This window comes from Fulvivirga aurantia (assembly GCF_009711475.1).
Taxonomy (GTDB): domain Bacteria; phylum Bacteroidota; class Bacteroidia; order Cytophagales; family Cyclobacteriaceae; genus Fulvivirga; species Fulvivirga aurantia.
Genome location: NZ_SMMD01000374.1, coordinates 1 through 2,131, shown reverse-complemented (window position 1 = coordinate 2,131; position 2,131 = coordinate 1). Strand labels below are relative to the sequence as shown.

The 2,131-nt window shown below is 45.0% G+C and carries 1 protein-coding gene; it reads left to right on the top strand.

Annotation, left to right across the window (positions count from 1 at the left end; translation table 11 throughout):
• The first annotated feature begins 68 nt into the window (after positions 1-68).
• A complete protein-coding gene (locus E1176_RS01965) occupies positions 69-2,063 on the top strand; it encodes an alpha amylase C-terminal domain-containing protein (protein WP_155208896.1) in 1,995 nt (664 codons plus the stop codon).
• Positions 2,064-2,131 lie beyond the last annotated feature (68 nt).

Genomic DNA, 2,131 nt, shown 5'->3' with positions numbered 1-2,131 from the left:
AAGTGGTAGAAGGGCTGTATTTGCTTTCTTTTTGCTACCTTTTCATAAGGAATGTAAACCCCATGCCTATGCTGCAATTGATAAAAGATGATCCCTGGTTGGCTCCTTATGAGTCCGATTTAAAACAGCGTCTCAGTTATTTTGAAGATCGGCTGGAGCATATTAAATCTCACCATGGTTCGTTGCTTCAATACGCGCAAAGGCATAAAACGCTGGGTTTTAATTATGATAAAAAGTGTAAAGGCTGGCACTATCGGGAGTGGGCGCCTGCGGCAAAATCCTTAAGTCTGATAGGCGATTTTAATGGCTGGGATTCTTCTAAACATCAGCTTGAGAAAACCGATGAGGGCATTTGGGAAATTTTTATAGAAGAAAGCGAAAGCCTGAAGCATCTTTCTCAGGTAAAAGTAAAGGTAGAAACAGCCAATGGCACGAAAGACCGACTGCCCGCTTATACCAACTATGCCCTTCAGCACCCAGAAACACATGATTTTACGGCTTCCATCTGGGGCCCTGCAAAACCCTTTACCTGGACAGATCAGAAGTTCAGTTTAAATAAAATAGGAGCACCGCTTATCTATGAGTGCCACACGGGCATGGCACAGGAGTATGAAGGCGTAGGTACTTACAAAGATTTTGAAAAGAACATTTTGCCTCGTGTGAAAGCACTTGGCTACAACTGCATCCAGCTCATGGCGGTGGCTGAGCACCCTTATTATGGCTCGTTTGGCTATCACGTCTCTAATTTCTTTGCCCCATCATCACGTTTTGGTACGCCAGATGCACTCAAGTCGCTGGTCAATACTGCGCATAAGATGGGTATCGCTGTAATTATGGATGTCGTGCACTCTCATGCTGTAAAAAATGAGGCCGAAGGGCTTAACAATTTTGACGGTAGCGGTCATCAGTATTTTCACGAGGGAGGGAAAGGCTACCATGAAGGTTGGGACTCAAAACTTTTTGATTATGCCAAAGAAGAGGTTGAGCGATTTCTGCTTTCTAACATCCGCTACTGGTTGGAGGAGTTTCATTTTGACGGCTTTCGATTCGATGGTGTTACGAGCATCTTGTATCACCACCATGGCAATGGTGTGGCATTCGATCACTACGACAGGTATTTCAAAGAAGGTGTCGATTGGGACGCTGTGCGCTATTTGCAACTCGCAACCAGTGTGGCCAAGGCGGTAAAACCAGACTGTATTTTAATTGCTGAAGATATGAGTGGTATGCCAGGGATGTGTCAGCCCGTTGCGCATGGTGGCCTCGGTTTTGATTATCGCCTCGGCATGGGTATACCCGACTCGTGGATCAAGCTACTTAAACACAAAGCCGATGAAGATTGGCGTATGCATGAGATTTGGGATGTATTGAGCAACAGGCGCTATAAAGAAAAAACCATAGCTTACGCTGAATCACATGACCAGGCGATGGTTGGCGATAAGACGGTTGCTTTTTGGCTGATGGATAAGGAGATGTATTGGCACATGCAAAAACAGGACGACAATCTAATCATCGACCGAGGCATTGCACTCCATAAATTAATCAGGTTGGTGACAGCTGCGGCCGGGGGAGAGGGTTACCTCAATTTCTTTGGCAATGAATTTGGCCATCCGGAATGGCTTGATTTTCCCCGTGAGGGAAACAACTGGAGTTATAAATACGCGAGGAGGCAATGGTCTTTGGTGGACAATGAAGAATTGAAGTATGTCTACCTCAATGATTTTGACAAGTCTATGATCAACTTGCTAAAGGCGCATGATGTACTTGATGCATCACCGGCTCATCTTATAAATGTAGATGAAGCTAATAAGGTGCTCATTTTTGAGCGGGCGGGCCTTGTGTTTATTTTTAATTTCAGTCCTGATAAGTCTATTCCCAATTATGAGTTTTGGGTGCCGCAGGAGGGTACTTACAAGTATGTGCTTAACTCAGATGACGTATCTTTTGGTGGCCACGACCGGATAGATGCAGGTGTCACGCACGAAAGCTTCAAGCGTGGTGGTGAAAATTTCCTGTCGGTGTATACGGTGAATAGGTCGGTGTTGGTGTTGGAGGGGGTGTAGGAGTAGGTTGACCTTCGCTTTTAAATCTAAGCGTCATTGCGGAATTTATCTTTCAATCTTTCTATATG

What these genes read in the sequence shown, in the direction of transcription:
- E1176_RS01965 (WP_155208896.1), top strand. Translation starts at nt 69, where the DNA reads ATGCTGCAATTGATAAAAGATGATCCCTGGTTGGCTCCTTATGAGTCC.